This is a genomic window from Allomesorhizobium camelthorni, from assembly GCF_011045125.1.
GTDB lineage: Bacteria > Pseudomonadota > Alphaproteobacteria > Rhizobiales > Rhizobiaceae > Allomesorhizobium > Allomesorhizobium camelthorni.
Map to the genome: position 1 here is coordinate 48,847 of NZ_JAAKZF010000006.1, position 24,609 is coordinate 73,455.

Here is a 24,609-nt window from a genome sequence, read left to right on the forward strand (position 1 = left end):
GCTCGGGCTGGAAAGTCTGTCTAACGCAATCCGCCAAATGGCGCGAAATTATCAAGCGGTTCCACCGCAATCATCGTTGCCTGCCGCCCAGCGTCCGATGTCGGCGCCTATGCGCGCGCCGAGCGGCTCGCCCATCAATGGCCCGAATACGTCGACGCGGGATGAATTTCCCGTGGCCTGGACCACCAGCAGCGGCTTACCTTCATAATTCTTCGCCGGAACCAGCAGAAAGCGCGGCGTACCGCTGAACGAGTTCAGCTCATTTGCCATACGGTAGGCCTTGAAGGCTGGATCCCTGGCGGCGAACCAGCATTTGTGCGCGGCGATGGCGACCGTTTCCATTGCCATCAGCGAAGCGCTCTTTCCAGATCCGGAAGGCGTTGGGGTCTTGGACTGACAGGCCGCCAGCGCCAGAAGCAATGAAGCTGCGCCGGCGACAATCGCAAATTTCTTCATCCGCAAAGATCCGCCTGCTGGAGATTGTCCGGGTATCAGGCCGGTTCTGGTTGCCGGGCAACGATGCCAAGCGCGCTTTCGAACAAAGGGCGGCCGTCGCTGCCGCCATGCGCGGCTTCAATCAGGTTTTCCGGATGCGGCATCAGGCCAAGCACGTTGCCGCGATCATTGACGATCCCGGCTATGTCATTGATCGAGCCGTTCGGGTTGGTGTTTTCGGCATAACGAAAGAGAACCCGGCCTTCGCCTTCGATGCGGGCCAGCGTATCCGGATCGGCGAAGTAGTTGCCGTCATGATGGGCGACCGGAGCGCGGATGATCTGGCCGGGCGCATAATTGCTCGTAAAACTCGTATTGGCGTTCTCGACGCGCAGCTTAACTTCGCGACAGACGAATTTCAGATGGTCATTGCGCATCAGCGCGCCGGGCAGCATGCCGGCTTCGACCAGGATCTGGAAGCCGTTGCAGACGCCGATCACCTGCACGCCTTTTTCGGCCTTCTCCGCCACCGCCCGCATCACGGGCATGCGCGCCGCTATGGCTCCGCAGCGCAGATAGTCGCCATAGGAAAAGCCGCCGGGAATGACGACCAGGTCGACATCCGGAATTTCCGTGTCGGTCTGCCAGACCGTGACCGGGGCTTTGCCGGAGATTTTCGTCAGCGCCGCGATCATGTCGCGGTCGCGGTTGAGGCCAGGAAGGACGACGACGGCTGATTTCATGTGGTGTGATCGAATGGTTTTTGAGGTTCGGCGAGTTCGCGCAATTCGAGGCGGTGTTCGATTCGATCGAGTCGCTGGTCGATGCGTGTGAGGATCGAATACACATTGCTGCTCGGCCTGCATCGACGCCAAATGGCCGCGGATTGCGTTCAAGCCATGCGAATGCTCTATCGCCACAGACTCGACATTGCTCAGCCGTGTCTGAACGCTTTTAAGAATTTCGTAGATCAGATCGCTGCTTATTTCCGCCATCAGAGTCTCCGGCGCAACCTCAGTCTATGGCTACAGTATAGTTCTCGATCACCGTGTTCGCCAGCAATCGGTCGCACATGGCCTTGAGGTCGGCCTCGGTCCTGGCGCGGTCTGCGCTGTCGATCTCGATGTCGAACACCTTGCCCTGGCGCACCGATCCGACACCGGCAAAGCCAAGGCCGTCAAGCGCATGCTCGATCGCCTTGCCTTGCGGGTCGAGAACGCCGTTCTTTAGGGTTACGGTCACACGGGCCTTGATCACGCCTGCTACGCTCCTGTCTGGTTATGAGTGGGCCGGCTCAGTGCGGCTTGCCTTTCGGGCCGTCGGCGGAAGCAACCAGAACCGGGCCGGTCGGGCGGGGCGGCTCGTTCTCGTTCATGATGCCGAGGCGGCGGGCCACTTCCTGGTAGGCCTCGACGAGGCCGCCCATGTCGCGGCGGAACCGGTCCTTGTCCATCTTCTCCTGGGTGTTCACATCCCACAGGCGGCAGGAATCCGGCGAAATCTCGTCGGCTACCACGATGCGCATCATGTCGCCCTCGAACAGGCGGCCGCATTCGATCTTGAAATCGACGAGCTGGATGCCGATGCCCATGAACAGGCCGGACAGGAAATCATTGACGCGGATGGCCAGCGCCATGATGTCGTCGATCTCCTGCGGGCTTGCCCAGCCGAAGGCGGTGATGTGCTCTTCCGAGACCATCGGGTCGTCGAGCGCGTCGGCCTTGTAGTAGAACTCGATGATCGAGCGCGGCAGCACCGTGCCTTCCTCGATGCCGAGCCGCTTGGCCAGCGAGCCGGCGGCGATGTTGCGGACCACCACTTCGAGCGGGATGATCTCGACTTCCTTGATCAGCTGCTCGCGCATGTTGAGCCGGCGGATGAAGTGGGTCGGAATGCCCATCCGGTTCAGATGATTGAAAATGTGCTCGGAGATGCGGTTGTTGATGACGCCCTTGCCGTCGACGATCTCGTGCTTTTTCTTGTTGAAGGCGGTGGCGTCGTCCTTGAAGAACTGGACCAGCGTTCCCGGCTCGGGGCCTTCATAGAGGATCTTGGCCTTGCCTTCGTAGATGCGGCGGCGATTTTTCATCTGGTTTTTCTCTGGATTGGGGCAGGCGCCTGGCAACCGACCCTTGCGTCAACGCTCATGCGCGGCAATGACGGGTTTCAACGCGGTCTCTATCCCAATCCCGCCAATTGCTCAATCGGCAAATCAGGCCAATCAACCGCTTTCCCGAGCGAAATGCCGCACTGCAGCAGAAGACAGGGCGTATTGACCCGGGCGCGACCTTTTGGTTTGTGCTGGGGAAGCCCATATTGACCGGCAATGACGAATCGCAGCCACCTCCGGAGGAACAGCCATGAGCAGCTTGAACGATCGCGAAAAGGGCTTTGAGAAAAAATTCGCGATGGATGAGGAACAGCGTTTCAAGGCGACCGCCCGGCGCAACAAGATGCTCGGCCTCTGGGCCGCCGAAAAGCTCGGCAAGACCGGCGATGAGGCTGAGGCCTACGCCAAGGAGGTCATCATCTCCGACATCGAGGAAGCCGGCGACCACGACGTGTTCCGCAAGGTGCGCAAGGATTTCGACGACGCCGGCGTGCAGCAGTCGGACCACCAGATCCGCCGCACCATGGACGAATTGCTGGCGCAGGCGATCGAGGAGGTCAAGAACAGCTGATCCTGCCGTGGACCAATGCAACCGTCCGCCTTAGCGGGCGGTTTTTCTTTGCGTTTAGGGATTTCCGGGTGAAGATGCGGTCCCCGATCGAGGAAAGCTCCCCATGCACCTGGCAACGCGACTGGAAGCCGACGAAACCTTGTTTACAGCCTGGTCGGGCGTACCGGACGCGCTGACGGTCGAAATCGTCGCCGCACAGGCGTTCGACGCCGTCACGCTGGACATGCAGCATGGCGGACACCACGAGGACAGCGTGGTTCGCGGCATATTGCCGGTCATGCATGCCAAGAAGCATCCGGTGGTCCGCATTCCGGTCGGACGGTTCGACATGGCGAGCCGCGCGCTGGATTTCGGCGCCGAAGCGGTGATCGCGCCGATGGTGAATTCGGTCGCGGACGCCCAGCAGTTTGCCGCCGCGATGAAATACCCGCCGGTGGGAGAGCGTTCCTGGGGTCCGACCTACGCATTTCCGCGGCACAAAGGCAGCGACTACAACACCTGGCTCGGCGACATGAACGCACGCACCGTCTCCTTCGCCATGATCGAGACTCGGGCCGCGCTCGATGCGCTCGACGGCATTCTCGACACGCCCGGCATAGACGGCATATTCGTCGGCCCGGCCGATTTCTCGATCGCCTGGAGCAATGGAGCAACGGTCGACGGAAGCCTTGAGGACATGATGGAGACGGTCGCCTCGATCGCGCGCCGCACCAGGGAAGCGGGCAAGCATGCGGCGATCTTCGTGGTCGACCCGAACATGGCGGGCCGCTTCGTCTCCATGGGCTACCGGTTCATGGCGCTGGGCACCGAGCCGAAATACATCGCGCTGGGTGCAGAGGCGCTGCTGAAGGCAGCCCGCGGATCGATAAGCTAAAGCTTCGTCAGGAAGTTGGCGAAGGCCATCGTGCCCTCGGGCCACGGGCCGTAGCCCGCTTCGGCATTGATGTGCTCGGCCTCACCGGCATGGATGAACAGCGAGCCCCAGGCTGCGGCGATATCCTCGGCGACCTCGATCGGGCAGAACGGGTCGTTGCTGCTCGAAACCACGATAGAGGGAAAGGGCAGCGGCTCGCGCGGATAGGGGCCGAAGGTCATCAGGTGCCTCGGCCTGATAGACGGATTGGCGACGTCGGGCGGCGCCACGAAAAACGCGCCGGCTACGGGCTTGCGGAATTGCGGGATCGCCTGGACGACCGTCGAGACGCCGAGCGAATGGGCGATGAAGACCACCGGCTTCTCGGCCTCGTTGACGGCTTTGGCGACCTCGGCCGTCCAATCCTCGCGAACCGGCTTCGACCACTCCGCCTGTTCGACGCGCCTTGCGGTCGACAGCCTGGCCTGCCAGCGGCTTTGCCAGTGTTCCGGCCCCGAATTGGTGTAGCCGGGCACGATGAGTATATCTGCGTCCTTGACCTTCATGGCGCGCCATGTAGCCACGCCGCGCCGGCCATGCAACCTTTTGCGGATGCACTCGAACGCAGCGCTATGATGAACAGCGTGTTCGCTTTCGCGGTGCTTGCGCGAAGCGCCGCGCATGCCGATGTTCGCGGCAAGTTCGATTTTCCGGCCGCTACAGGAGCCCGATATGTCAGAAATGCCGTTTGCCGCGACAACGCCGGTCAGCGTTGCCCGCGTGGGCCTGAAGGCGCGTGACGCCGAGGCGCTTGCAAAATTCTATAGCGATGCCGTCGGCCTTGAGGAACTGTCGCGGGATGGCGGAGCGATCCTGCTGGGCGCCGGCGGCCGGCCTTTGCTCGATATCGAAGCCGATCCGGCCGCTAAACCCGACGACCCGCGCAGCGCCGGCCTTTTCCACACGGCTTTCCTGCTGCCGAGCCGCGCCGATCTCGCCCGCTGGGTAAGGCACGCTTTCGAAAATCGCATTCCGGTGAGCGGCGCATCGGATCATCTGGTCAGCGAGGCGCTGTACCTCAACGATCCGGAAGGCAACGGCATCGAGATCTATGCCGACCGGCCGCGGGATGCATGGTCGTGGAACGGCTCGTCCATCGAGATGGCGACCCAGAGGCTCGATATTGACGGGCTGATCGCCGCGATACCGGCGGGAGATGCCGGTTGGCGGGGCGCGCCGGAAAACAGCGTCGTCGGCCACGTCCATCTGCGCGTCGGCGATCCGGTTGCGGCGGAAGATTGGTGGCGCGAGGAATTCGGCTTCGACACTGTTGCCAGGTACGGCGCCGACGCCGTGTTCCTGTCTTCTGGCGGATACCACCACCATATAGGCGCCAACCGCTGGCAGAGCGCCGGTGCGGGGATGCGCGATCCGGGCCGCGCCGGGCTTTCGTGGATCGAGATGCGCTCGGCCGAAGCTCAGTCCGAGAAGGCTGTCCGGGATCCCTGGGGAACGGTAATCCGAGTCGTGCCGGACAAGGTATGATCGGGACAGAGGGCGCTACTGGCCCTCGACGGTTCCGTTCTCGGGCGCCTCGATCCGCAGCTCGACGCTGTTGGACCGGTCGAAATAGCCGTCCGCGTAGAGAAACAGCGCCACCAGCGCGGCCACTGCCAGCGCTCCGGCGGCGAACCACACTACCTTACCGTTTGCCGTGGTCGTGTCATGATCGGCCATTCTCGCCGCCCATCCCGGTTGAACCGGCGCACAACGCGTGATGCTACTGGCGGGTTCCTTAAATCAGGCCTCGCCGAACACCCGCCGGAAAATCGTGTCGACGTGCCTGGTGTGGTAGCCGAGATCGAATTTTTCGCGGATCTCGCTTTCCGGGAGGGCGGCCGTCACTTCGCTGTCAGCTAGGAGTTCCTCAAGGAAATCAGCGCCCTGTTCCCAGACCTTCATGGCGTTTCGCTGCACCAGGCGATAGGCGTCCTCGCGTGACACGCCGGCCTGGGTGAGCGCCAAAAGCACCCGCTGGGAGTGGACGAGGCCGCGGAACCGGTTGAGGTTCTTCAGCATGTTTTCCGGGTAGACGACCAGCTTGTCGATGACGCCGGTAAGCCGCGCCAGGGCGAAATCGAGCGTGATCGTCGCGTCGGGGCCGATCATGCGCTCGACGGAGGAGTGCGAAATATCGCGCTCGTGCCATAGCGCCACGTTCTCCATCGCCGGCATGGCGAAGGAGCGCACCATGCGCGCCAGCCCGGTCAGGTTCTCGGTCAGCACCGGATTGCGCTTGTGCGGCATCGCCGACGAACCTTTCTGGCCCGGTGAGAAATACTCCTCCGCCTCCAGCACCTCGGTCCGCTGCAGGTGGCGGATTTCGGTTGCCAGCCGCTCGATCGAGGAGGCGACCACGCTGAGCGTGGCGAAGAACATTGCGTGCCGGTCGCGCGGTATGATCTGCGTCGACACCGGCTCCGGCTTCAGGCCGAGCTTTGCCGCGACATGTTCTTCGACGCCCGGATCGATATTGGCGAAGGTGCCGACCGCGCCCGAGATCGCGCAGGTGGCGATTTCTTCCCGCGCGTGGACCAGGCGCTCGCGGCAGCGCGAGAATTCGGCGTAGGCGAGGGCGAGTTTGACGCCGAAGGTCGTCGGCTCGGCATGGATGCCGTGGCTGCGGCCGATCGTGACCGTGTCCTTGTGCTCGAAGGCGCGCCGCTTCAGCGCGGCAAGAAGCTGGTCGATGTCGGCGAGCAGGATGTCGCTCGCGCGAGCGAGTTGCACGCTGAAGCAGGTGTCGAGCACGTCCGACGAGGTCATGCCCTGATGGATGAAGCGCGAATCGGGGCCGACGAATTCGGCGAGGTGAGTGAGGAACGCGATCACGTCGTGCTTGGTGACGCGCTCGATCTCGTCGATGCGCTCGACGTCGAATTTGGCGGCGGCGCCCTTTTCCCAGATTGTCCTGGCGGCTTCTTTCGGGATCACGCCGAGTTCGGCCAGCGCGTCGCAAGCATGCGCCTCGATCTCGAACCAGATGCGGAAGCGGGTTTCCGGCGACCAGATGGCGACCATATCGGTCCGCGAATAACGAGGGATCATCCCGGGTCCAGTTCTGTTTAAGGCAAATCCTGCCGCGTCCTAACAGAGGCGGCGGAAATGCTCAACGTGGACTGCGCGCAAACCAGAATGCGGCGGCGAACAGCGCCAAAAAACCGAACGGGAAGAACAGCCGGACGCCGAGCACCGAGAACTGATAGAGCGCGGCCAATGTCGTGAAAACGAGCTGGAACATCCAGGTGATGGAGAAAGCCTCCGCATGCCACGCCGAATAGTAGGAACGGTACTGGATAGCGTAGAGGACGGCCGTCACCGCCACCGTAGCGGCGGCGAAGCAGAGCAAAGCAGCGGCGAAGGAGGCCTCGACACGCCGCTCCTCGGAGAAGAAGCGGGCGAGGAACAGCCCCAAGGGGAATGCAAGCGCGCCACCAACGGCAAACAGCGCCGCCACGAATTGCAGCTTGGCCGGGGTTTCCCAGGCGCCCAGGAAAAGGTTGGCGTAGGCGCCGGCGCCCATCGCCAACCCCCACAGGATGGCGCCGGCGAATGTTGTGGCAAGGGAAGGGCGCGCGCGGCGCAGCCGCGCCGAAAACGCTCTGCTAGCGGGGCGGCCGTGGGCAGCGCTGTCGACCGGCAGGATCACCACCGTCCCGTAACCGCGAGCCAGCGGAAATCTGGGCCTTCGAAGCCGTATGTACGCAACGAAATGAGCACCGCATAGGCGGACAGGCCGCCATCGTGATAGAGGGTCTGTACCGCGCCTATGCCGTAGCCGTAGGGGCAGCCGCGGCTCTGCGGGATCGCCTTGTCCTCATGCAGAACCTGCGTCTGGCCACCTTTCGACGCGTCTATGCGCAGGAGACGGAAGCCGTTGATCTCGCCGTGGTTCTCGCACTGCGCGGTGTTGTTGAGCGGGATTTCCTCCAGCCGGAACTCCAGAGGATCGTCGACCGGATAGAAGATCGGCCGCGGATTGACCATCATCCGATAGGGGTCGGCCGAAAGCTCGGTCACCGCATTCGAGCCGGCGGTGAAGCCCCGGTTTGCATTAAGCTCGGATTGGCCGACGATCTTTTCGCCGCGTTCGCGCGATTGCCGCCGCGCTTCCTCGACCGTGGCGTTCTCGTCTTCGAGACGTACCCTGATCGGCGTTGCCGGCAGGAACTCATCGCTGTCGACATCGATGTAATAGCGGTTGGAATAAGGAAAGCCGGAGCCGTCGAAAGCGCCATATTCCTCGAAGGCGAAAACCGAGCCGTCATCGCTGAAGCCCAATATTTCGAGTTCGGCGACGTCGCCCGCGAGCGAGGCCGGCGCGACCGCCAGAAGAATAAGCAGGGCAAGTGCGGTTCGCATGGTTTCTCCGCGGGCATCGAGGTCGCCTGAATATCGCGCGCGAACCCTAACGTCGCGTTCACGAACGCGATGCATCCAATCCTGCCGCCGACCGTTAGGGCGTCAGGTCAGAAGCAAGGAGGCAGACAATGGCCGACATGAGCGGCATTCGCGAGCATATGGAAGTGATCGGCGCCGATGGCGTGCATATCGGCACGGTCGACAAGGTTGAGGGGCAGCGCATCAAGCTGACCCGCAAGGACAGCGGCGAGGGCTCCCACCGGGGACACCACCACTTCATACCGGCCAGCCTCATCGCCGAGGTGGAAGGCGAAAAGGTGCGGCTGTCGGCCAATTCCGACGTTGCCGTCACTTTCGAGGAAGAATAACGGCCCAGCAGCCTACGCTCAGAGGCGAGAGGACCACACCGGAAACAGATCGCCCTCGGCGGCCGTGGCGGCATGGACCCCGCGCGCTATGGCGCGCGCCATTGTCGCGCCGGCGGCGGCATAAAGGTCGATCGCGTCGTCCAGTTCGACCGTCTTGCCGCTGCGCCCGGTTGCCAGCGCGAAGACGAGATCGCCGTCGGCCGGCGTGTGCGTCGGCCAGATCGCACGCACGAAGCCGTCATGCGCAGCGATGGCAAGGCGCTTGGCCTCGGCCTTGGTCAGCATCGCGTCGGTGGCGATGACGGCGATGGTGGTGTTTCCCGTCGCGTTCCTGTCGCGAAATTTCAGCAGGAGCTTCCTGGCGTTCTCGGGCACCGGCGAGGGATAACCGAGGCCGCCGAACTCGTCGCCAATCTCGAAGGGGGCGGCCCAGAAGTGGCGGCTGCGCCCCACCGTCACCGAGCCCGTCGGATTGACCGCTGCGAGCGCCCCGATGGTGATGCCGTTGTCGAGCACAACCGAAGCCGAGCCGAGGCCGCCCTTCAGGCCGGCCGACAGGGCTCCGGTTCCGGCGCCGGCCGTGCCGATCGAAAAATCGCGGCTAGCCGCCTGCACGGCATCGTAACCGAGTTCGCGATAGGGCGGGTAGCGGCCCCAGTCCTTGTCGCCGCCGTTGCGAAGGTCGAACAGGATGGCGCTTGGCACGATCGGAACGCGGTACCCGCCCACCTCGAAGCCGATTCCCTGCTCGCGCAGCGCCGCCTGCACGCCCGAAGCTGCGTCGAGCCCGAAGGCGGAGCCGCCGGAGAGAACCACCGCGTTGACTGCCTGAACGGAATTGTGCGGCTTGAGCAGGTCGGTCTCGCGCGTGCCCGGCGCGCCGCCGAGTATCTGGTAGCCGGCGACCGCCGGTTCCTCGCAGACTACGACCGTGACGCCCGATTTCAGGCGCTGATCGTCTGCATTGCCGACCAGCAGGCCGTCGACATCGGTGATCAGATTGCGTGGCCCATGGCGGAACATCAGTCGTCTCCCAATGGAATGAAGCGCTCGCCGTCATAGCGGAAGGCGCGATAGGGATTGTCGGCGAGGTCACCCTTGGCGTCGAAGCGGACGGGCCCGATGGCGGTCATGAATTCCCGCTCTGCGAGGATGTCCGGCAATGGCTTTCCGGTAGCGTCCGCATCTGCAAGGGCGGCGCGGGCGATTTCGACCGCCGCGAATGTAGGAAGGACATAACCGTCGGGGGCGATCTGGCTCTCCCTGAGGGCTGCAAGAGCGTCGTTGCCGGCGATTTCCGACCATTCCGGCAGGCCGATCATCAGTGTTCCCTCGGCAAGCGGCACTTCGCCGGGCGCGGCGCGCAACGCTTCACCGCCGGCAAAGACCATGCCGCCGCCGGCGGCGGCTGCGTCGCGCGCCATGATCGCTATGTCGTCACGGTCGCCGCCGACGAAGACATGTGTGGCGCCGGCCCTCCGAAGACGCCCGACGAGGCCGACCTGGTTGTCCATCTGCGGCCGGAAATTGTCGGTGAATACCGGCTTTAGTGCGGCCTGTTCGGCGGAGGCGCGGACGCTTTCGGCAAGCTCGCGGCCATAGATGGTGCCGTCGTCGATGATGGCGAAAAGCTCGTCGCGCCAGAGTTTCGGTACGATCGCGGCGGCAGCCGCGTTCTCGCCGTCGGCGCGCGGTCCGAGCCGGAAAACCGGCCAACCGGTCTTTTCGCGGCCGTCCGTCAGGCTGTCGGTCCTAACGCCGACGGTGACGACGGGAATGCCCGCCTGCTTCAGGATTGGCAGCGCCGCCTCAATCGCTTCCGTGCACAGGAAGCCAACGACGATCCGCACCTTTGCCTCGACGAACTGGCGCGCGGCCTTTGCGCCGCCTTCGGCGGTGCATCCGTCGCTGGCGATTTCCAGCTCTTCTGCCCCAGCCGCTACCGCGGCGCCGTCCAGGATCTGGACGCCGAGGATCGCCGAGGCGCCGCTGAGCGGCGTGGACAAGCCCAGTCGCGGCTCCTGCGCTTGCGCCTGTGCGGCCAGCAACAGACCCGCTATCCCCGCCAGGCAGCTTGTGCCAAGTCGCATGTCGCTCGACGTCCTCCGTCCGGCGGCTCCAGCCGCCTGCATTGCCGCCACTGGTAAAGGGTGGCCGCTTCCCGCGCAACTCATGAGATTGAAGACGAAAATGGCGCTTGACCTAAAGCATGGTTGAGGTTGCAGACTGGTTTTCTCATGCCGCGCAAGCGGAATTGGAAAGGAGAATGAGATGGTGGAAGAGAAGCCGAATGGCGAGCCACTCTATCGCGTCGACAAGTTCGTCGTTCCGGAGCACGGCCGAGACGAGTTCCTGGGCCGGGTAGCGACGACCCATGCGTTGCTGCGGGACCAGGATGGCTTCGTGCGAGACTTCATCCTCGAGCAGCAATCCGGCCCAGGCGAGTTCAACATCGTGACCTTTGTTGAGTGGTCCAGCCAGGACGCAATAGCCCGCGTGTCGGCGGCGGTGGCGAAACTGCACGCGGATATCGGCTTCGATCGCCAGGAAATGTTCTCGCGGCTAGGCATCAAGACCGACATTGCCAACTACATGCGGCTGGAGATTTAGCGGCTTGCCGGCTTCGCTTGTGGCGCGCGCTTCATGGCCATATATAGCGGGCAACGCAAATCACGGGAAATCGCCGGTGCTGAAGAAAACCGACATCGAGCCGCAGGCCTATCGCGACGCGATGGCGAACTTCGCCGGCGCCGTGCATGTGGTGACGACCGATGGCCCGGCCGGAAAGCGCGGTGCTACCGTGATCGCTACCTGCTCGGTTTCGGATATGCCTCCGACGGTGCTGGTGTGCGTCAACCGTGAAAATCCCAAGAACGATGCCTTCCTGGAAAACGGCAATTTCGCTCTGAACACGCTTCGCGCCGATCAAGAGCCGCTGGCTGTCGCATTTTCGGGCCTCAGCGGCCTGCCGCCCAAGGAGCGCTTCGCCATGGCGCGCTGGGACACGATCGCTTCGGGCGCGCCAACGCTGGTGGACGCGCTCGCCGTCTTCGACTGCGAACTGGTCGACACCAAGGACCACGCCACCCACCGAGTGCTTTTCGGCAAGGTGACAGGCCTGCGCATCGGCGATACGCTCGAACCGCTGATCTATTTCAACAGGGGATATCGCGCGCTCTAGAGGTTAGCCTGGGAGCCGCCCCTGCATTCCGGAGGTCGAATGAGCGAGTTGCAACCGCGTCCCGCGCCGCAGACGATCGACGAGACGCTCGACATGCTGGCCGGCGCGGATTATGTCGCCGACCGCGCGCTGGCGACCGTCCTATTCCTCTCGCTACGCATGAAGCGGCCGCTCTTCCTGGAAGGCGAGGCAGGCGTCGGCAAGACCGAGATCGCCAAGGTTCTCGCCCAGGCACTCGGCCGCAAGCTCATACGCCTGCAGTGCTATGAAGGGCTCGACGTCTCCTCGGCGGTCTATGAGTGGAACTACGCCGCCCAGATGATTGAGATCCGCATGGAGGAGGCGGCGGGATCGGTCGTGCGTTCCGACATGGAGCGCAACGTGTTCTCCGAGAAATACCTGATCCGCAGGCCGGTGCTGGAAGCGCTGACCGGCGAGGCGGGTGCTGCCCCGGTGTTCCTCATCGACGAGCTCGACCGCACCGACGAGGCATTCGAGGCGTTCCTGCTCGAGATTCTTTCGGATTTCCAGGTGACGGTGCCCGAACTCGGCACGATCAAGGCCGAGGAGCCGCCGATCGTCATCATCACCACCAACCGCACGCGCGAGATCCACGACGCGCTGAAGCGGCGCTGCCTCTACCACTGGGTCGATTATCCCGACGCGGCGCGCGAACTGGAGATCGTGCGGCGCAAGGTGCCGCAGGCCAACCACCGCCTCTCGGCGGAGGTCGTGCGCTTCATCCAGAAGCTGCGCGAGATCGATCTGTTCAAGGTGCCCGGCGTCGCCGAGACAATCGACTGGGCCGGCGCGCTGACCGAACTCGACAAGATCGCACTCGACCCCGAAACCATCTCCGACACGATCGGCGTGCTGTTGAAATATCAGGACGACATAGCCCGCATCGAACAGGGCGAAGGCCGCCGCCTGCTCCACGAGGTGAAGGCGGAGCTTTCGGCGGCCGAGTAGATGGAAAAATTCTCTTCCGCTCCGAAAGTCGCCAAGCCGGAAGGGCGCCTCGCCGACAACATCGTCTATTTCGCCCGGGCGCTGCGCAAGGCAGGCATGCGGGTCGGGCCGGCTTCGGTGAAGGACGCGATCGAGGCGGTGCTGGCGGCAGGCATCGGAACCCGCGAAGATTTCTACTGGACGCTGCATGCCGTTCTCGTCACCCGCCACGAGGACCACGCTACCTTCGACGAGGCGTTCCGGCTGTTCTGGAAATCGCGCGAGCTGATCGAGAAGATGCTGGCTATGTTTTCGCCGGTCGCGCCCGACCACCGCGAGCGGGAAAAGCCACGCACGGCCGAAAGCCGCGTCAGCGAGGCGATGTTCGAAGGCCACCGGAAAAACCAGCCGCGGCGTGAAATTCCCGAGATCGAGGTCGATGCGCGCTTCACCTTTTCCGGCAATGAAGTGCTGCGCGGCAAGGATTTTGCCCAGATGAGCGCCGCCGAGATCGGCGACGCTAAGCGCGCCATCGCGGCGCTTACTCTGCCTTTCGACTTGGTGGCGACGCGGCGGTTCAAGCTCGACCAGCGCGGCCGCACCATCGATCCGCGCGCCATGATGCGTTCCGCAGCGCGTACCGGCGGTGCGTTGATCCTGCCGAAATTCCGCACGCGGCGGGAAATCCACCCGCCGCTGGTGGTGCTTGCCGACATTTCCGGGTCGATGAGCCAGTATACGCGGATATTCCTGCATTTCCTGCATGCGCTGACCGAGAAGCGGCGGCGCGTGCATACATTCGTGTTCGGCACGCGGCTGACAAACCTGACTCGCCAGATGCGCCATCGCGATCCCGACGAGGCGCTCGCCGAGGCTTCGACGGCGGTGAAGGACTGGTCCGGCGGCACCCGCATCGGCGATACGCTGCACGAATTCAACCGGCTGTGGTCGCGTCGCGTGCTCGGGCAGGGGGCGGTCGTGCTCATCATCACCGACGGGCTCGAGCGCGACGATGTCGCCGCCCTGAGCGAGGAGATGGAGCGCCTGAAAAAATCTTGCCGCCGGCTGATCTGGCTTAACCCGCTCCTGCGCTTCGACGGTTTCGAGCCGCGCGCCCGTGGCGTCAGGGCCATGCTGCCGCATGTCGACGAGTTTCGCGCGGTCCACAATCTGAACGCGCTGGCCGACCTTTGCGCCTCTCTGGACAAGGCTTCGAGCCGCGATGTCGACCCGCGCCGGTGGCTGGCTATTGGCAGGCCGCGCGCGGCGCAACATATTCTTCTCACGGAGGATCGACCATGAACGATCTCGCTCATCTCGACGAAAGCCGCGATCCGTTGGCGATAGCCGAGGGCTGGCTGCAGGACGGCAAGGAGGTGGCGATCGCCACCGTCGTCGAGACCTGGGGTTCCGCCCCGCGCCCGGCCGGCAGCCACCTTGTCATCGACGCCGCCGGCAATTTCCACGGCTCGGTGTCGGGTGGCTGCGTCGAAGGCGCGGTGGTCGCGGAAGCCGCCGACGTGATCGAGACCGGCAAGCCGAGGATGCTGGAATTCGGCGTCGCCGACGAAACGGCCTGGCAGGTCGGGCTGTCATGCGGTGGGCGCATAAAAGTCTATGTCGAGCGGCTGGGTTGAGCGCATGAATCCTATTTCGCTGAAAAAACTGAACGAAGAGCGCCGGGCGCGGCGCGCAGCCATCCTGGTCACCGACCTCGGCGATGGCAGTGACCGCATTGTCTGCGAGGGCGAGGCCGTTGCGGGCGGGCTAGGCGAGGCGGCCGCCAAGGCATTCCGGTCGGGAAGCTCCGGCTCGGTCGAGGCCGACGGGCGGACGTTTTTCCTCAACGTGCATCTGCCGCAGCCGCGCCTGGTGGTTATCGGCGCCGTGCACATCAGCCAGGCGCTGGCGCCGATGGCGCGCGTGGCCGGTTATCCGCTGGAAATCATCGACCCCAGGACGGCATTCGCCACGAAGGACCGTTTTCCTGACGTGACGCTTCACCCTGAGTGGCCTGTGGACGTGCTCGCCGCGCGGCCGCTCGACGGCTACACCGCGCTTGCCGCGCTCACCCACGATCCCAAGATCGACGATTTCGCGCTGAAGGCTGCGCTCGACGCCGGCTGCTTCTATGTCGGCGCGCTGGGAAGCCGCAAGACGCATGCGAAGCGGGTCGAGCGCTTGCTGGCGATGGGCGCGACGGCAGACGAGATCGCGCGCATCCACGCGCCGATCGGCATCGAGATCGGCGCGGCGAGTCCTCCGGAAATCGCGGTGGCCGTGCTGGCGCAAGTGATCCAGGCGTTCCGCTCGCGCGGAGCGGCGGCCGCCGCCGCCAGAGGTGAGGCGGCGTGAAGTTCGGTCCTGTTCCGGTCGGGCAAGCCGAAGGCGCGGTGCTTGCTCATTCCATCCAGCTTGCCGGCAGGCGTCTGCGCAAGGCGCATGTGCTGACGGCGGAGGATATCGCGGCGCTGAAGGCAGCGAACGTCGCCGAAGTGGTCGCGGCGGTGCTTGCGCCGGACGATCTCGGCGAGGACGAAGCGGCGGCGAGGATCGCCGGAGGGATGTTGTTTCGCGGCATCGAGGCCAGGCCGCCATCCACCGGCCGTGTCAACCTCCATGCGCGCGAGGCCGGCGTATTCACCGTCGATGCGGCGATGATAGATGCGATCAACGCTGTCGATCCCGCCGTCACCATCGCGACGCTGGCGAATTTTGCCGCGGTCGAGCATGGCCAGATGGTGGCGACGGTGAAGATCATCCCGTTCGCGGCTACGCGTGACACGGTCGAGGCCGTGACCGGGCTTTGCGGGCGCGGCGAGATTTTCGCCGTTCATCCCTTCAGCCCGAAGCGCATCGGCATCGTCCAAACCGTGCTGCCGGGCATCAAGGATAGCGTGCTCGCAAAAACCACGCGCATCACCGCGGCGCGGCTGGCGCGTTCGAAAAGCCGCGCCGCGGAAGAACTGCGGACGCCGCATGAGACGGATACCGTGGCGGCGGCCATCGTCAAGTTGGCTGAAAATTGTGACCTGGTCGTCGTCTTCGGCGCATCGGCGGTCAGCGATTTCGACGATGTCATCCCGGCCGCCATCCGCGCGGCCGGTGGCGCGGTCGTCCGCACCGGCATGCCGGTCGATCCCGGCAATCTGCTGGTTCTGGGCAGGCTCGGTGGCAAACCGGTGCTCGGCGCGCCGGGCTGCGCCCGCAGTCCCAAGGAGAACGGCTTCGACTGGGTGCTCGACCGGCTGATCGCCGGTCTCAACGTGACGGCGGCGGACATTGCCGGGCTGGGCGTCGGCGGGCTTCTCATGGAGATCCCAACCCGGCCGCAGCCGCGCGAGGCACCAGCCACGCCTGTAGAGCCGAAGGTCGAGATCGTGCTGCTCGCCGCCGGCCGCTCGAGCCGCATGGGCGGGCCAAACAAGCTGCTGGCGTTGTTCGAGGGCAAGCCGCTGGTCCGCCGCTCGGCGGAGCGGGCGCTGGCTGCGCGGGCTGGGGGCGTGACCGTCGTTACCGGCCACCAGGCCGATCGAATTCGCACCGCACTGTCCGGCCTCGACGTGAAGATGGCGCACAACCCGGATTTTGCGTCAGGCCTCTCCGGTTCGCTGAAGCGGGGCGTAGCGAGCCTGCCGGCGGACGTGACGGGCGCGATGATCGTACTTGCAGACATGCCGGGCATCTCAGCCGGCGACCTCGATCATCTGATCGGGGCTTTCGAGAAATCGGGCGGCGCAGCGGTGGTGAGGGCTGTACACAACGGCAAGCGCGGCAATCCTGTGATCCTGCCGCGCTCTCTGTTCCACGCCGTCTCGCAGCTTGAGGGCGATACCGGTGCTCGCCACCTGGTCGAAGCGGAAGGCTTGAACGTCGTCGATGTCGAGATCGGCGAAGGCGCAGGCATCGATGTCGACACCAGGGATGCACTGGAAAGCGCCGGCGGCGTGCTGCAGGACTGAACCTGTCCGTCAAACAACTATCTTGCTGCTGACAAATTATTTGACGACAAGAATGCGATCGGACCGCCGAATCGAGGAGCAAGCGTGCAAAAATCCCACATCAGGTTTTGCCGCTTTGTCTTGATTTTCGTACTGTCCGCCCTCCCTTCGCTTGCCTCCGCCGAAACCCTGAAGCCCTACAAGGACGAGCTGTTCGCCTATCCAGCCATCCTGTCGCGGGAAGGGCCGTACATGGTCGTGGATTACAACGAAATGCGCGACATCAACGGCCGCGACGAAATCCCCGAGAGGCGGGCTCGCGGGAAATATGTTTCGACCGGCGTGCGCAAGGCGCAGCAGGATCTGGTGCTGAGGACGGGCGCGGGCAAGATCCGCCATGTCGCGGTCGGAAGGCGGGAGGGCGCGAAATTCATTGCCATCTACCTTCACGGGCAGGGCGGCAGCCGCAAGCAGGGCGTCGACGACTTCAGCTTCGGCGGCAATTTCAACCGCATCAAGAACTTGATGGCCCGAAATGGCGGGCTTTATCTGTCGCCGGATTTTTCCGATTTCGGCGGAAAAGGCGCGGCGGAAATCGAAGCGCTGATCGGGCATTATGCCGGGCAGTCGCCCGGCGCGAAAATATTCATTGCCTGCGGCTCGATGGGCGGCGCGCTGTGCTGGACCCTCGCGGGCGACAAGGCGATCGGTCCGCGCCTATCCGGTCTGCTGCTGCTCGGCTCGCATTGGCACGACGGCTTTCTGGCCAGCCCCGCTTTTCGCGTGAAAGTGCCGGTGTTCTTCGGCCATGGCAGCCGCGACACGGTCTTCCCGGTCGAGAAGCAGGAAGCATTCTTCCGCTCGATCAAAGCGAAGTCGCCGAACTATCCGGTTCGCTTCGTGCGCTTCGAGACCGGGACTCACGGCACCCCGATCCGCATGACCGATTGGCGCGAAACGCTCAACTGGATGCTTTCCGTCCGGTGAGCTTGCTTGTGGCGCTCACATCGAGCGGCCATCGAAATCGATCACCGGCACGGAAGCAAGATGGACGCCTTCGAGGCAGCGTATGTTTATGTAGGCCGAGGGCTTACTCTCAAGTGCCGCATCCTCGGCGAAGGCATGAATGCCGCATGTCCGGCAGAAGCGGTGCTCGATGGCATGCTTGTTGAACGCGTAGGTTCCCATGCCGTTTCCGGAACCGGTCAGGCGCAGCCTGTCGCGCGGCACGGCCCACAGCAATGCTCCCTTGCGGGAGCAGATGGAGCAGTTGCACGCTACGGCCGCGGTGAGTTCCCCCTCGACTTCGAAAGCGACTTTGCCGCAGTGACAATTGCCTTTGTAGAGCATGCGTTTTCTCCCTGGATTGATGGAGGGTCGGCAAGCGGCGTAGGCGGCGCCTAAGGCGCGGTGTTGTAGTCGAGCACGGTTTCCGGGTTGATCTCGCCGTCATAGGTCGCGTCAACATCGTACTGGACGAGACTGAACTCGCCATCGCGGAACAGCCATATTCCGGTCGACGAGGCATCGCCCACGCCGCGCCACTTGGCGTGCGATGTGATGGTCTTTGTCGCTTCATCGTAAAACGAATTGATGAGTTCGCCATCGCTTCGATAGCCGATGATGTTTACGGCCTCGACTTTTCCTTCGCTGTCGCCGTTTTGATACTGGATCTGAAGTTCGGGCGTCGCGAAATGGATTTCTCTGACGCCGCGGACTTTATCGGCCCGATAATAGTAATGCGCTTCATTGTAGGCACCCATGGTGCAGAAGAAGCGGAAGAGTTGCACTTCCTGTTCGCCGTCGTCAGTGCTGACGGTATTGTGGAATTTGATAATGTAGCGCTCGGGTTCGGTGGGTTGCGCATCTTGGCCCCGTGGAGCGCATTCCTCGCCATGGCTTGCCGCGAAAGCTTTCTTCGCCTGTTCGAGTTCGGCGTCGCGTGCCGGGGGCGGCGGTCCGTCGCCGCATTGCGCCGGGAGCGCTTCTTCGGCCGACTGGTCGGAGGGTTTCAGCGCGCCGCGTTCCAGATGCAGCCCAGTAAACGGCGGCTCCTGGATTTGCGGATTTACAAGGCGCGCCGTATAGCAGCCGGCGAAAACCCGCTCGGTATCGTCCACGCCGGTCGCAGCGATCGCGACGGGGACGTTGAAGAACGTGCTGCCGGCCGCACCTTCGACGCCTGGCTCACCGGTCACGACGCGCACGGATTTCGTGCCTTCGAAGCCGGCGACGAAGCTTTCGAAATTCGCCGACGGCTTGGTCTCGCCGAAATAGGACCAGGCGCGGGAAAATTCGCGGCGGTTGATGGCGTTGTAGAAGGATTTCACGACTGCTTCCGCGTCGGAGCGGTCGTCGAGATAGTCCGGTTCGGCGGCGCGGGCATCCCATGGAGCAGCGATGCCGGCGATTGACATCGACATGGCGGTTGCGAGAATCGCTTGTCTCATCGGGAATCTCCGTCAGCGAAAGCAGGCTAGCATGGATTGCGGCGTCGTGATGGCGCTTGAAAGACCACCTGTGGAACACCTATCTCCGCTTCGGCCATTCCGGCCCGTTCCGAGGGATTTCCACATGACGATTTCAATGTATCAGGCGTCGATTCCGGTTTTGATCAACCGGCTGAACGCGCTGTCGCAAGTGCTTGCCAAGGCGGAAGAAAACGCGGCTGCGCGCAAGATCGACCCTAAAGTGTTCCTTTCCGCGCGGCTCGCGCCCGACATGCTCTCGCTGACGCAGCAGGTCCAGATAGCCAGCGATAACGCCAAGGGCATCGCTTCTCGTCTGGCTGGGCGCGAGATCCCGAGCTACGAGGACAATGAAGCGTCCTTCGCCGAGCTTCAGGAGCGGATCGCGAAAACGGTGCGGTATCTCGAAGGCTTCGCGCCCGCCGACATAGACGGTTCCGAGGAAAGGACTGTCGAAATGAGATTGCTGGGCGGCCAGCGGAAGTTTACCGGCCTGCAGTATCTTCTCCAGTTCGGGATGCCGAACTTCTATTTCCACGTCACCACCGCCTACGCTATTCTGCGCCACAACGGCGTGCCGCTGGGCAAGGCCGATTTCATCGGCGCGATCTAGGTCTCCACAACCGAGAGGCGGCCGGGCGTTTGCGCCGGTCGCCGCTTAGCCGGTAAATTCGTCCGCAAGTTTCGGAGTGATTTTTAACCGGATTCTCGTAACGGTGATCGGGACCAAACGGGAAAGGCGAGGAGGCTGTCATCGGAACGGGCGCAAACCGCGATTTCGCTTCGTTGCTCGACGATCTCTTCGTCGCCAAGGCGCCCGCCGATGATACGGCACGGCCGCCGTCGATTCCGTTCGACTATCTGTCGGTCGCCGACGAACTGCATTCCGGCCGGATCAAGGTTTCGAGCGACGAAGCCGCCGCCGAATACCGCCGGACCAATGAGGAGTTCGAGGCAGAACTGGCGGCGCTGCTCGGCCAGGCCGAACCGCTGCTGGCCGGCGACGCCGTTCCCGCCGAAGGCCTGCCGTCAATCGAGCCGGCCGCCATTGCCGTCGAACTTGGCCTCGACGAGGCCAAGGCAGCCGCCGATTTCGGCCGCTTGCGGCGCAGCTTCGCCTTCAAGAACCATCCCGACCGCGTCGCGCCGCATCTGCGCCAGCGCGCCATGGTGCGCATGCAGGTGGCCAACATGCTGATCGACGACGCCAAAAGGCGAGCCGCCGCGAAGCGCTGATCCGCCGGTCGGATAACTGTTGCATCGCCTGCCTCTTGGCGCGCCGTCCGGCGCTGGCTATGATGCGCACCTCACCCCAGCGCTTTGCCGCCCAAACCATTTTCCCGCCGGAGATTTCAAACCATGCAACAGCGCCGTATTGGCCGCACCGATCTTCTTGTTTCCAAAATCTGCCTCGGAACGATGACCTGGGGCCAGCAGAACACCGAGGCCGAAGGCCACGCCCAGATGGACCTCGCCTTCGAGCGCGGCGTCAATTTCCTCGACACCGCCGAGCTTTACCCGATCCCGCCCAAGCCCGAGACGCAGGGGCGGACCGAAACCTATATCGGCAACTGGATGAAAGCGCGCCGAAACCGGGCGGACGTGATCGTCGCCTCCAAAGTGGTCGGGCGCACCGCCAATGACTGGTTCCGCGGCGGCCGCCCTTCGAAGCTGGTGCGTACCGATATATTCGACGCGATCGATAAGTCGCTCGGAAGGCTCCAGACCGACTATATCGACCTCTACCAGATCCATTTTCCGGAGCGGCAGGTCCCGTGGGGATCGAACTCGACGCGAGTCGGCAATTGGCCGGCGCCGCGCGATGAGGACGAGACGCCGATCGCCGAAACGCTGGCTGTATTCACCGAACTGGTCGAGGCAGGAAAAATTCGCCATTTCGGCCTGTCCAACGAAAGCTCGTGGGGCGTCATGCGGTTCATTGCCGAGAGTGACAAGGGCGTGGGGCCGCGCGCCGCCAGCCTGCAGAACGCCTACAACCTCGTTAACCGCACCTTCGAGGTCAATCTGGCCGAGGTCTGCGGCCGCGAGGAGGTGTCGCTGCTCGCCTATTCGCCGCTGGCGCAGGGCTATCTCACCGGCAAATACGATCATGGCGCGCGGCCTGAGGGGTCGCGTTCGCAGCTTTTCAATCGCGGCCAGCGCTACGAGACGCCGAACGCGGCTGAAGTGCAGCTCGAATACAACGAACTCGCCCGCGACTTCGGCATGGAGCCGGCGCTTTTCGCCAACGCTTTCGTCACCAGCCGGCCTTTCGTGACCTCGAACATCATCGGTGCGACCAGCATCCCGCAGCTCAACATGGCGCTCGATTCAGCGGAAGTGCGCTGGACCGACGAGATGCAGCAGGCGGTCGACGCGATCCACCAGCGCACCGGCAATCCGTGCCCCTGATTGGCGCGACGGATTGCGCGCGCTGGTGAGTTCACGGCGGCGCGCAAATGAATTAACAAGCGCCATCTGACGCTCGCGGCGGGCGAATTCCAGCCCGCGCGAGCCAAATCGCGAACAGCAAGAAGAGATTTGACGATGACAATCGCACAAGAGACCGCCGAACTGCTGACCAGCCTCGGCGTTTCGAAGGAGAGCTTCACCGGCGGCGACCTGCCCGCCAAAAGCCCGATCACGGGCGAGAAGATCGCCGACGTCCGTTCGGTATCGCCTGCCGAGGCGGCCCGCATTATCGAACAGGCCGACGCGGCCTTCCGCGCCTGGCGGCTCGTGCCGGCGCCGCGCCGCGGCGAACTGGTGCGGCTGCTCGGCGAGGAGCTGCGCGCCCACAAGGCCGAACTCGGCCGCCTCGTCTCGATCGAGGCCGGCAAGATCCCGTCCGAGGGGCTGGGCGAAGTCCAGGAGATGATCGACATTTGCGATTTCGCGGTCGGACTTTCCCGCCAGCTCTACGGCCTGACCATCGCCACCGAGCGCCCCGGCCACCGCATGATGGAGACCTGGCATTCGCTCGGCGTGGTCGGCGTGATTTCGGCGTTCAACTTCCCCGTGGCCGTCTGGTCTTGGAACGCGGCGCTTGCGCTGGTCTGCGGCGACGCCGTTGTGTGGAAGCCGTCGGAGAAGACGCCGCTGACCGCGCTCGCCTGCGATGCGATCCTGAAGCGCGCAATGGCCCGTTTCGGCGATGCGCCCGAAGGTCTGGCGCAGCTGCTGATCGGCGACCGGGCCGTCGGCGAGGCATTGGTCGATCATCCGAAGGTGGCGCTCGTCTCGGCTACCGGCTCGACCCGCATGGGCCGCGATGTCGGCCCGCGCCTAGCCAAGCGCTTTGCCCGCGCCATCCTTGAACTTGGCGGCAACAATGCCGGCATCGTTTGCCCGTCCGCCGATCTCGACATGGCGCTGCGCGCCATCGCATTCGGCGCCATGGGCACGGCCGGGCAGCGCTGCACGACGCTGCGCCGGCTGTTCGTGCATGAGAGCATCTATGACGCGCTGGTCCAGCGCTTGAGGAAGGCCTACGAAAGCGTCTCGGTCGGCAATCCGCTGACCTCGAACGCCCTTGTCGGCCCGCTGATCGACGAGGCGGCGTTCCGTGGCATGGAAAAGGCGCTCGACCATGCCAAGGCCGAAGGCGGCAAGGTGACAGGCGGCAGCCGGATCGACACCGGCGACGCCGCGGCCTTCTACGTCAGGCCGGCGCTGGTCGAAATGCCCGACCAGACCGGTCCGGTTTTGGAAGAGACCTTCGCGCCTATCCTCTACGTGATGAAATATTCCGATTTCGACGAGGTGTTGGCCAAGCATAATGCAGTCGGCGCAGGGCTTTCTTCGTCGATCTTCACGCTGGACATGCGCGAGGCCGAACGCTTCCTCAGCGCCGACGGCTCGGATTGCGGCATCGCCAACGTCAATATAGGCACCTCGGGCGCCGAGATCGGCGGCGCCTTCGGCGGCGAGAAGGAAACCGGCGGCGGCCGCGAATCCGGCTCGGACGCGTGGAAGGCCTATATGCGCCGCGCCACCAACACGGTGAACTATTCCAAGTCGCTGCCGCTGGCGCAAGGCGTGTCCTTCGACATCGACTAGGCCGGCGTCAAACGCAAACCTCCCAAGCCCGGCGCGCTTCCACGCGCCGGGCTTTTTGCATTGTCTTTCCGGAGAACAGTTTCGCCGCTCGGGCGTTACACACGCACACTGACCGATACAGCGAGCGGAACCATGGACAAGAACCCCAAGACGCCGCCAAAGGCGGCGGAAGCTTCTGAAAAGCAGCGCGAAATCCAGGGCGGCATCGAGGCCGCCGACAAGGCGGATACCGGCAAGAAGTCGGAAGGAGCCATGCAGGCCGGCGCGCGGCGCTATCCGGAGCCACCCTTTCCGAAGCAGCATCAGCTCAAGCCGGGCTTGGAAGCGCGGCTCGATCCCGCGCCGATGTACGACGCGCCGTTCTACATCGGCTCGCACAAGCTGGAGGGCAAGGTCGCCCTGATCACCGGCGGCGACAGCGGCATTGGCCGGGCGGTGGCGGTGCTGTTCGCCCGCGAAGGGGCGGAAGTCGCCATCAACTACCTCGACGAGCACGAGGACGCCAAGGCGGCGAAAAAGGCGGTGGAGGCCGAGGGCAAACGCTGCATCCTGATCCCCGGCGACATCTCGACGCGCGAGGGCTGCCGCGCGGCAGTAAGGCAGACGGTCGATGAACTCGGCGGCCTCGACATTCTGGTCAACAACGCCGCCTTCCAGCTCCATTCGGCGAAATTCGAGGATCTGACGCCCGAACATTTCGACACGACGCTGAAAACCAACCTCTACGGCAACTTCCATATGGCTCAGGCGGCGGTGGAGCACATGAAATCCGGCTCTGCGATCATCAATACGGGTTCGATCGTCGGCATAACGGGCAGCAAGCAACTAATCGACTATTCGATGACCAAGGGCGGCATCCACGCCTTCACGCGGGCACTGGCGGCGCAGTTGGTGCCGCGGGGCATCCGCGTCAACGCGATCGCGCCCGGACCGGTCTGGACGCCGCTCAATCCATCCGAAAAGGAAGCCAAGGACGTCGCGACGTTCGGCGCAGACACACCGATGAAGCGCCCGGCGCAGCCCGAGGAGATCGCGCCGGCCTACGTATTCCTCGCCTCGTCGCATTGCTCCAGCTACATCACCGGGGAAATCTTGCCGATCATCGGCGGCTACGGCGGCTACTGAAAACAGGGCAGCCACGAACCTGAGCGGCTACCGGCACCGCGGCCGGCGACGCCATAATCGCCAACGCTCTGCCCGCGAACCAGGCTTGCCACGGCGGACGGCTGATGCAGATCGGTCACGCCTGCGGC

30 protein-coding genes are annotated in these 24,609 nt (G+C 63.9%); 17 read left to right on the forward strand and 13 right to left on the reverse strand.

Going from position 1 to position 24,609, the window contains the following annotated elements; all coding sequences use genetic code 11:
• Positions 1-51: 51 nt before the first annotated feature.
• From G6N73_RS07420 to purC, 4 genes are all read right to left on the reverse strand, one after another.
• A complete protein-coding gene (locus tag G6N73_RS07420; RefSeq protein ID WP_165025496.1) occupies positions 52-456 on the reverse strand; it encodes a hypothetical protein in 405 nt (134 codons plus the stop codon).
• A gap of 35 nt (positions 457-491) precedes the next feature.
• Positions 492-1,178: a phosphoribosylformylglycinamidine synthase subunit PurQ gene (gene purQ, locus G6N73_RS07425; protein ID WP_165025499.1), complete on the reverse strand. Its 687-nt coding sequence runs from the start codon at positions 1,176-1,178 to the stop codon at positions 492-494.
• A gap of 271 nt (positions 1,179-1,449) precedes the next feature.
• Positions 1,450-1,692, reverse strand: coding sequence for a phosphoribosylformylglycinamidine synthase subunit PurS (purS, locus tag G6N73_RS07430; protein WP_165025502.1), 243 nt, complete (start codon positions 1,690-1,692; stop codon positions 1,450-1,452).
• A 37-nt stretch (positions 1,693-1,729) separates the two neighbouring features.
• Positions 1,730-2,524 carry a phosphoribosylaminoimidazolesuccinocarboxamide synthase gene (purC, locus tag G6N73_RS07435; protein WP_165025505.1) on the reverse strand — a complete coding sequence of 265 codons (795 nt, stop codon included), beginning with the start codon at positions 2,522-2,524 and terminating at the stop codon, positions 1,730-1,732.
• 271 nt (positions 2,525-2,795) lie between these two features.
• Between purC and G6N73_RS07440 the strand changes: the two genes are divergently transcribed.
• Complete coding sequence (locus G6N73_RS07440; RefSeq protein ID WP_165025508.1) at positions 2,796-3,116, forward strand: DUF1476 domain-containing protein; 321 nt, start codon at positions 2,796-2,798, stop codon at positions 3,114-3,116.
• A gap of 103 nt (positions 3,117-3,219) precedes the next feature.
• A complete protein-coding gene (locus G6N73_RS07445) occupies positions 3,220-3,990 on the forward strand; it encodes an HpcH/HpaI aldolase family protein (RefSeq protein ID WP_165025511.1) in 771 nt (256 codons plus the stop codon).
• Here the strand turns inward: G6N73_RS07445 and G6N73_RS07450 are convergent.
• On the reverse strand, positions 3,987-4,535 hold the full coding sequence (locus G6N73_RS07450) for an RBBP9/YdeN family alpha/beta hydrolase (RefSeq protein ID WP_165025753.1): 549 nt from the start codon (positions 4,533-4,535) through the stop codon (positions 3,987-3,989). The genes G6N73_RS07445 and G6N73_RS07450 overlap by 4 nt on opposite strands.
• 166 nt (positions 4,536-4,701) lie before the next feature.
• Between G6N73_RS07450 and G6N73_RS07455 the strand changes: the two genes are divergently transcribed.
• Positions 4,702-5,514, forward strand: coding sequence for a VOC family protein (locus G6N73_RS07455; RefSeq protein WP_165025513.1), 813 nt, complete (start codon positions 4,702-4,704; stop codon positions 5,512-5,514).
• A gap of 15 nt (positions 5,515-5,529) precedes the next feature.
• Here the strand turns inward: G6N73_RS07455 and G6N73_RS07460 are convergent, their stop codons facing one another.
• From G6N73_RS07460 to G6N73_RS07475, 4 genes are all read right to left on the reverse strand, one after another.
• The gene (locus tag G6N73_RS07460; RefSeq protein WP_165025516.1) at positions 5,530-5,706 is read right to left on the reverse strand and encodes a hypothetical protein; all 177 of its coding nucleotides are present in this window, start codon (positions 5,704-5,706) and stop codon (positions 5,530-5,532) included.
• 63 nt (positions 5,707-5,769) lie between these two features.
• Entirely contained in the window at positions 5,770-7,077 is a 1,308-nt protein-coding gene (purB, locus tag G6N73_RS07465) for an adenylosuccinate lyase (RefSeq protein ID WP_165025519.1), read from the reverse strand.
• A gap of 61 nt (positions 7,078-7,138) precedes the next feature.
• Positions 7,139-7,678, reverse strand: a complete 540-nt coding sequence (locus G6N73_RS07470; protein WP_165025755.1) for a hypothetical protein — start codon at positions 7,676-7,678, stop codon at positions 7,139-7,141.
• On the reverse strand, positions 7,675-8,391 hold the full coding sequence (locus G6N73_RS07475; protein ID WP_165025522.1) for a DUF2259 domain-containing protein: 717 nt from the start codon (positions 8,389-8,391) through the stop codon (positions 7,675-7,677). Before G6N73_RS07475 ends, G6N73_RS07470 begins: the two co-directional genes overlap by 4 nt.
• Before the next feature lie 128 nt (positions 8,392-8,519).
• On the opposite strand from G6N73_RS07475, the gene G6N73_RS07480 reads away from it, so the two are divergent.
• Positions 8,520-8,759, forward strand: a complete 240-nt coding sequence (locus G6N73_RS07480; RefSeq protein WP_165025525.1) for a DUF2171 domain-containing protein — start codon at positions 8,520-8,522, stop codon at positions 8,757-8,759.
• 18 nt (positions 8,760-8,777) lie between these two features.
• On the opposite strand, the gene G6N73_RS07485 is transcribed toward G6N73_RS07480, so the two are convergent.
• Together G6N73_RS07485 and G6N73_RS07490 are read right to left on the reverse strand one after the other, a co-directional pair.
• A complete protein-coding gene (locus tag G6N73_RS07485) occupies positions 8,778-9,782 on the reverse strand; it encodes a P1 family peptidase (RefSeq protein WP_165025528.1) in 1,005 nt (334 codons plus the stop codon).
• Positions 9,782-10,849, reverse strand: a complete 1,068-nt coding sequence (locus tag G6N73_RS07490) for an ABC transporter substrate-binding protein (protein WP_165025531.1) — start codon at positions 10,847-10,849, stop codon at positions 9,782-9,784. The genes G6N73_RS07485 and G6N73_RS07490 overlap by 1 nt, the downstream gene beginning before the upstream one ends.
• Positions 10,850-11,030: 181 nt before the next feature.
• Between G6N73_RS07490 and G6N73_RS07495 the strand changes: the two genes are divergently transcribed.
• The 8 genes from G6N73_RS07495 (at position 11,031) to G6N73_RS07530 (ending at position 17,816) form a co-directional block, all read left to right on the forward strand.
• Positions 11,031-11,369: an antibiotic biosynthesis monooxygenase family protein gene (locus G6N73_RS07495; protein WP_165025534.1), complete on the forward strand. Its 339-nt coding sequence runs from the start codon at positions 11,031-11,033 to the stop codon at positions 11,367-11,369.
• A 76-nt stretch (positions 11,370-11,445) separates the two neighbouring features.
• Entirely contained in the window at positions 11,446-11,940 is a 495-nt protein-coding gene (locus G6N73_RS07500) for a flavin reductase (RefSeq protein ID WP_165025537.1), read from the forward strand.
• 39 nt (positions 11,941-11,979) lie between these two features.
• Positions 11,980-12,909 (forward strand): AAA family ATPase, encoded by a 930-nt coding sequence (locus G6N73_RS07505; protein WP_165025540.1) that lies wholly within the window; start codon positions 11,980-11,982, stop codon positions 12,907-12,909.
• The gene (locus tag G6N73_RS07510) at positions 12,910-14,190 is read left to right on the forward strand and encodes a vWA domain-containing protein (RefSeq protein WP_165025543.1); all 1,281 of its coding nucleotides are present in this window, start codon (positions 12,910-12,912) and stop codon (positions 14,188-14,190) included.
• Entirely contained in the window at positions 14,187-14,525 is a 339-nt protein-coding gene (locus tag G6N73_RS07515; protein WP_165025544.1) for an XdhC family protein, read from the forward strand. Before G6N73_RS07510 ends, G6N73_RS07515 begins: the two co-directional genes overlap by 4 nt.
• 4 nt (positions 14,526-14,529) lie before the next feature.
• Positions 14,530-15,243 (forward strand): XdhC family protein, encoded by a 714-nt coding sequence (locus G6N73_RS07520; protein WP_165025546.1) that lies wholly within the window; start codon positions 14,530-14,532, stop codon positions 15,241-15,243.
• A complete protein-coding gene (locus G6N73_RS07525; RefSeq protein WP_165025548.1) occupies positions 15,240-16,850 on the forward strand; it encodes an NTP transferase domain-containing protein in 1,611 nt (536 codons plus the stop codon). Before G6N73_RS07520 ends, G6N73_RS07525 begins: the two co-directional genes overlap by 4 nt.
• Before the next feature lie 84 nt (positions 16,851-16,934).
• The gene (locus tag G6N73_RS07530; protein ID WP_425484060.1) at positions 16,935-17,816 is read left to right on the forward strand and encodes an alpha/beta hydrolase family protein; all 882 of its coding nucleotides are present in this window, start codon (positions 16,935-16,937) and stop codon (positions 17,814-17,816) included.
• Between the two features lie 15 nt (positions 17,817-17,831).
• Here G6N73_RS07530 and G6N73_RS07535 read toward each other — a convergent pair whose 3' ends face one another.
• The gene (locus G6N73_RS07535) at positions 17,832-18,179 is read right to left on the reverse strand and encodes a GFA family protein (RefSeq protein ID WP_165025550.1); all 348 of its coding nucleotides are present in this window, start codon (positions 18,177-18,179) and stop codon (positions 17,832-17,834) included.
• Positions 18,180-18,229: 50 nt separating this feature from the next.
• On the reverse strand, positions 18,230-19,279 hold the full coding sequence (locus tag G6N73_RS07540) for a DUF1176 domain-containing protein (protein ID WP_165025552.1): 1,050 nt from the start codon (positions 19,277-19,279) through the stop codon (positions 18,230-18,232).
• A gap of 124 nt (positions 19,280-19,403) precedes the next feature.
• On the opposite strand from G6N73_RS07540, the gene G6N73_RS07545 reads away from it, so the two are divergent.
• The 5 genes from G6N73_RS07545 (at position 19,404) to G6N73_RS07565 (ending at position 24,481) form a co-directional block, all read left to right on the forward strand.
• The gene (locus G6N73_RS07545; protein WP_165025553.1) at positions 19,404-19,910 is read left to right on the forward strand and encodes a DUF1993 domain-containing protein; all 507 of its coding nucleotides are present in this window, start codon (positions 19,404-19,406) and stop codon (positions 19,908-19,910) included.
• A 173-nt stretch (positions 19,911-20,083) separates the two neighbouring features.
• The gene (locus G6N73_RS07550; protein ID WP_206078720.1) at positions 20,084-20,533 is read left to right on the forward strand and encodes a hypothetical protein; all 450 of its coding nucleotides are present in this window, start codon (positions 20,084-20,086) and stop codon (positions 20,531-20,533) included.
• 123 nt (positions 20,534-20,656) lie between these two features.
• On the forward strand, positions 20,657-21,709 hold the full coding sequence (locus G6N73_RS07555) for an aldo/keto reductase (RefSeq protein WP_165025555.1): 1,053 nt from the start codon (positions 20,657-20,659) through the stop codon (positions 21,707-21,709).
• A gap of 135 nt (positions 21,710-21,844) precedes the next feature.
• Entirely contained in the window at positions 21,845-23,356 is a 1,512-nt protein-coding gene (gene amaB / locus G6N73_RS07560; protein ID WP_165025557.1) for an L-piperidine-6-carboxylate dehydrogenase, read from the forward strand.
• Between the two features lie 132 nt (positions 23,357-23,488).
• Positions 23,489-24,481, forward strand: coding sequence for an SDR family oxidoreductase (locus G6N73_RS07565; protein ID WP_165025559.1), 993 nt, complete (start codon positions 23,489-23,491; stop codon positions 24,479-24,481).
• Positions 24,482-24,609: the final 128 nt, after the last annotated feature.